This window comes from Nocardia amamiensis (assembly GCF_015477605.1).
GTDB lineage: Bacteria > Actinomycetota > Actinomycetes > Mycobacteriales > Mycobacteriaceae > Nocardia > Nocardia amamiensis_A.
This window is the reverse complement of record NZ_JADLQX010000097.1, coordinates 1-4,503: the sequence shown is the minus strand read 5'-3', so window position 1 is coordinate 4,503 and position 4,503 is coordinate 1. Positions and strand designations below refer to the sequence as shown.

Sequence of the window (4,503 nt, the reverse complement as noted above, 5' to 3'; positions counted from 1 at the left end):
CACGCTACTCGAATTCAGCGAATCGCGTCTCTAGGCAAATTTCAGAGTTTCTCTCGTCCGAGACCCCGCGACCCGCGGAAACCGGCAGTCTTGGGCTCCGAAACCCCGGAATTATGCGGAACGCAGGTTCGCCATTCGAGATTGGGTGGCACTACGTCGACACTGCGGCGTAGCCGGTGGCCATCTCGGCGCGTGCTCAGCTCGGTCCAGGCCGCGATTGGTGACAACTACGTTGGAAATTCGGTGACAGATAGTGTGGTCTGCCCGGTGCATTCGCGCAGCTCTGCGGAGGCCAACGGTGACAGATATGGTGGTCAGCCACACGCCTGGTCCAGGGCCCTGCGCGGAATTCTGATTTGCCGGTCTGGCGCGAAACGGCTCCCAAGGCGACTGTTTTCGTTGAAGATTGGGGATCGTGCCGGTATCGAAGAAGCGTAAGAAGTCGAAAGGCTCGCCGCCGCGCCGCCCCGACATCGCACCCAACGGGGACGAGGACCTGTTCGCTGACGACGAGGTGATCGAAATCCGCGTCGGGCGGCAGCATGCACCCTCGGTGGTCGTGCCTGGACCGGGCAACCGAGCGGGTTTTAGCGATGGAGAGTCCACGTTCTTGCCGACGGCGATGATCCACGATTCCCGTCTGTGTCCGGCCGCTGTGGTCACCTACGGGCAGCTGTTGATTGCGCGGCCGCCGTTCCGGGTGACCTGGGAGGAGCTGACAGCGTTCGTGCCCGAGTGGGATCGGCACCCCGATGACTCCGAGGAGGAAACCCTCGAAGGCTTGGCGCAGCTGCGCACGCATGGCTACCTGGTGCCCTGCGAGGACGGATGGACGCTGGACGTACCCGCCGACGCCGAGGCCAACGCCTACGAGTGGAGCAGGCGGTGAGGCCAATGGTTTGCGGTAACCGCGCATTGGAAGGGGCGCCATCCCGGCGCTCACGCGCCATGGGCGAGGCGACCGGTGTGCAGTGCGGAGAGTAGCGCACACCACGCGGAGGCAACTAACGGTCGGCCTGGCCGTCAACGAACATGCCATGGACGAGCATTGGAACCGCAGTAGTGGTGTCCATTTCTGTGGCGACCGCGACATCGTTGCCGAAGCCCGTGTCGGCCAGCTGACGCGCATTCGGATATGAGGCCCGGCACGTCGGTGATCCCATCGTACAGCGTCTTGGCCGCCGATGCTTCCGGCGAGAGCGGCCCCGCCCCGGCTTCGGCCAGGGCGGAAGCGACCATCCCGGCGCCTATCCAGTCTTCGATGGCCGGCCTCACGGCGTCCTGGCCGGGCCACTGTTCCCCGGCGGGAATGATCGAGATCGGTCGGTCGTTGTGCCCCAACCCTGTTGGGTCAGCCACGCGGCGACAGCGGTGGGGTTACGCAGGCACGCAGCTACCACTGGCATCCCGGAGACAGCCGCCGCGATCGCCGATCCATTCGGGGACGGTAAAACCAGCCGTCGCGGCGCTGGCGCGCCCCTCAGTGCGGCAGGCGACAGCGACCAGGGGCGCTCCGGTGATATTGCGCGCCGCCCGACCGCCAAAGCAGCGTCGCGACGTGTCGCGAATTCCTCCGCACCGCCGTCCCGCCACGGGTAGGGAAGCACAGCGGTCCCGGCATCGACTGCTACCGATCCGGCTGTGGTGAACGACAACACATCGACTATCACCAGCGCCGCGCTGTGCGGGCCCAGCGCTCGGGCGCCGACCTGGCCCCACTCGACCCGGATACCCGAACCCGACTGCAAAACCCAATCCACGGTGTTCACCATATGACTGGAGAGGCCAGGATGAGAGTGGCTGCCGAGTGCTGGAACACTGTCCGCGTGAGTTCGGTGATGACCGCCAGCGGTTCGCCGACGCCCGCGCGCTGAAGGCCTATGCCGTATCCGCCACCCGCCACCCGTCACCCTGGCCTCCGGCAAATCCCTCTCCATCACCCACCGTCGGATCAAGAACGACCGCCTGGCCGCTGCCGGCTGGATTTGGGGCACCACCCTGGTCCGTCCTGCCAGGCCCCCGCCCAACAGCACTACCGGCACCGCCGCGACCACGGCGACCGCCACGCACCAGCAGTCCGCCACCTGTTCAACAAGATGCTCGGCCAGCTCTACCACTGCCTGCACACCCACCAGACCTACGACCCCACCAAAGCCTTCGGAGAACTGGCGAAGCAGGGGATTCTGGCACCGATTGCAGGCGAAACTGAGCGTGACTGGACGGCTTCAACGGTGATTCGCGCAGGCGAGTTTTGACATCACTGGGAGGTGTATGGGCTGGGCTTCGCCGTTCGGGCCAGGGGATTGACACCGGTTTGCAGGCTAAGCTTCCGGCATGAGCACCGCGCCGTCCGACAACCTTCCCGGTCGACAGGGGAAGCGGCGACTCCGGTCACAGCTCGGCTGGTACCTGGTGCTCGCCTGCACGGTTGCGTCTTGCCTGGGCGCACTCGTGCGGGCAAGTGTCCCGGAAAGCGCCGAGTCGTTGCTGTTGTGGTTTTTCTTTATCAGCGCGTCGTTCGGGTTGTCCTGTGTGGTCATCGGCTACTTGACCCGGGTAGTCGTGACCCGGCGGCTTCGGGTACCGGAGCTCGGTCCTCTGCTGGCGCCTGCACTGGTGGTGGCATTCACGGTGGCGGCGTGGGGCGCGGACCTACCGATCGCTGTGCGCTGGCAGTTCTCGGCGCACAGCTTCGATGATGCCGCACGGCAGGTGCGCGACGGTGTCGATCCGCACACGTTCGAAGGTCACCGGCGCGGGCTCTACCGCATCAACAGTGCCGACCGCTACGCCTGGGGTGTCTACTTCAGGACCAGCCCCAGGACGGGCAACTGCTCGAGCGGGGGCGGAGGGTTTGCCCGGCTTACCGGCGCGTCTCGCGCGTCTGACGCATTCCACCGCCTCACTGGTGACTGGCATCGGTTCTGCCTCGACAGTGCTGGGGAACTGACAGTGCCAGACCACCCCATCGGGGGATGGCGGTAGCCAACAACCGGAGAGCACCGTGGATCCACGCCACCAGCACCGAATCAGTCTCCGCAGCTTGACAATTAGCGGAGTCGGAGGTCTGACACTCCGCCGTCAGCTTACCGTCCCTGGCCCGCAGAACTGCCCACTTTCACCGGGTTCGTGTAGCCGTGTTCCGTCGCAGCTGGTCAGCTGTGATGCATCAGCGGCTGCTGGAGGCGACCTGCGACCAGATCGGAATGCAAACTGGCCGGGATGAGCTTGTATGCGGTCAGATTCAGCGGTTCCAGCCTTGTCGGTTCATGCGTTCGAAGTAGGCGTCGTCAGCGGCCTGGATCTCTTCTTCGGTCATCGGCCTCGGGGGCTTCGTCCTGGGTTCGGCTTGTCCGAAGGTTTCGCGAATCGTTTTGATCCCGGCTTCGACACGTTCGTCGTGGATGAGTGGATGCATCGCTTGCTCGGCTTTCGCGGCGGCGTCCTTTTCGGCAGCGGCGGTCGCCTGCAGGATGAGGCTCGCCAGCCGGTCTCCCCATCGGAGTGCGTCACGGGTCAGTTCCAGGTCGCGCAGGTGTCCTGCCGAATCGACGATCGCTGTGACGGTGCCGTTGCCTGCGGTGCCCGTGCCGCGAACGCGGCCGAGCGCTGATTTGACCTGGCTGGCTTTGGTTTTCATTTCCTCAAGCGTGGCGTCGAGGTCTGAGGGCTCGCTCACAGCAGGTCCGCGAATTCGGCCTGCATGGCGGGGTCATTTCTAACTTCCCGCAGCACGTCCAGGGGGCTTTGCGTTCCGAAGTACCCTTTGATCGTCGACTTCGTCGGGTCGGCGCCCCGCGCGCGCAGGAGGCGGACCGTGCCGATTCGATCACCGCTGGAGGACATGATCGCCCAGTAGATCGGCGGCATCCCCTTCTCGGTCAAGGCGTTGATGTCGGCGCCCGCGTCGAGTAGCCGTTGGACGATCTCGGTGAACCCGTACTGGGATGCGAAGTGCAACGGTGTCCAGCCTTCGTTGTCGCGAGCGTTGACGTCCTCGGTGTCGAGCAGACGCGCGACGGCATCGACCTGCCCCTCCATCGCGGCATAATGCAATGGGGTTCGGCCCCATTCGTCTGGTTCGGTCATCTACTTCTGCTCCCGTCTGTGGCTTCTGTTTCCGGTCATGTCTTCGATGTGGAACCGCTCGGGATGGCTGTTGACGTAGTCGTCGAACTCCTTCTGAGTCAAGCCGCGGCTTTGGGCATCGGCCAGCAGCCGCCGATGCTCAAAGCCACTATTGTGGCCGAACTCCCATTTAGGGTTGACTGGGTACAACGACCTGTTGGCCACGTCGACGTAGTATTTGCCGTCCTCTGTCTTGGGTAGCTGCTGCACCCAGGGTTTGTCGTCGTAGGACTTGTTGATCGGTACCTTGAGCCGTTTTCATCCTGTGGCGGTCGCCTGAAGTTCTCGGTCTTGCAGGACGTGGATGGTCTTGACGATTCGACCGGTCTTGAATGGGCAGCAGCGGAGTCTCCGCAGGATCTTCCAGGTCTTGAG

At 64.2% G+C, this 4,503-nt stretch carries 6 protein-coding genes; 3 read left to right on the top strand and 3 right to left on the bottom strand.

The genetic code is table 11. The annotated features are described in order from the left end of the window. The first annotated feature begins 415 nt into the window (after positions 1-415). The 3 genes from IU459_RS36645 to IU459_RS36635 all read left to right on the top strand — a co-directional run bounded on the left by IU459_RS36645 (position 416) and on the right by IU459_RS36635 (position 2,985). Positions 416-889 carry a hypothetical protein gene (locus IU459_RS36645; RefSeq protein WP_195134172.1) on the top strand — a complete coding sequence of 158 codons (474 nt, stop codon included), beginning with the start codon at positions 416-418 and terminating at the stop codon, positions 887-889. A 1,207-nt stretch (positions 890-2,096) separates the two neighbouring features. After that, positions 2,097-2,255, top strand: a complete 159-nt coding sequence (locus IU459_RS36640) for a hypothetical protein (RefSeq protein WP_195134171.1) — start codon at positions 2,097-2,099, stop codon at positions 2,253-2,255. A 79-nt stretch (positions 2,256-2,334) separates the two neighbouring features. Continuing rightward, positions 2,335-2,985, top strand: a complete 651-nt coding sequence (locus tag IU459_RS36635) for a hypothetical protein (protein WP_195134170.1) — start codon at positions 2,335-2,337, stop codon at positions 2,983-2,985. A gap of 259 nt (positions 2,986-3,244) precedes the next feature. Here the strand turns inward: IU459_RS36635 and IU459_RS36630 are convergent, their stop codons facing one another. The 3 genes from IU459_RS36630 to IU459_RS36620 are packed head-to-tail and all read right to left on the bottom strand — an operon-like array spanning position 3,245 to position 4,338. Then, positions 3,245-3,679 (bottom strand): YbaB/EbfC family nucleoid-associated protein, encoded by a 435-nt coding sequence (locus tag IU459_RS36630; RefSeq protein WP_195134169.1) that lies wholly within the window; start codon positions 3,677-3,679, stop codon positions 3,245-3,247. Beyond that, positions 3,676-4,089, bottom strand: a complete 414-nt coding sequence (locus IU459_RS36625) for an ankyrin repeat domain-containing protein (RefSeq protein WP_195134168.1) — start codon at positions 4,087-4,089, stop codon at positions 3,676-3,678. Before IU459_RS36625 ends, IU459_RS36630 begins: the two co-directional genes overlap by 4 nt. Further along, complete coding sequence (locus IU459_RS36620) at positions 4,090-4,338, bottom strand: GH-E family nuclease (RefSeq protein ID WP_195134167.1); 249 nt, start codon at positions 4,336-4,338, stop codon at positions 4,090-4,092. Positions 4,339-4,503: the final 165 nt, after the last annotated feature.

Excerpts from the sequence above, each read along its gene's own strand:
- IU459_RS36640 (WP_195134171.1), top strand. The coding sequence starts at position 2,097 with ATGCTCGGCCAGCTCTACCACTGCCTGCACACCCACCAGACCTACGAC.
- IU459_RS36625 (WP_195134168.1), bottom strand. The coding sequence starts at position 4,089 with ATGACCGAACCAGACGAATGGGGCCGAACCCCATTGCATTATGCCGCG.
- IU459_RS36635 (WP_195134170.1), top strand. The coding sequence starts at position 2,335 with ATGAGCACCGCGCCGTCCGACAACCTTCCCGGTCGACAGGGGAAGCGG.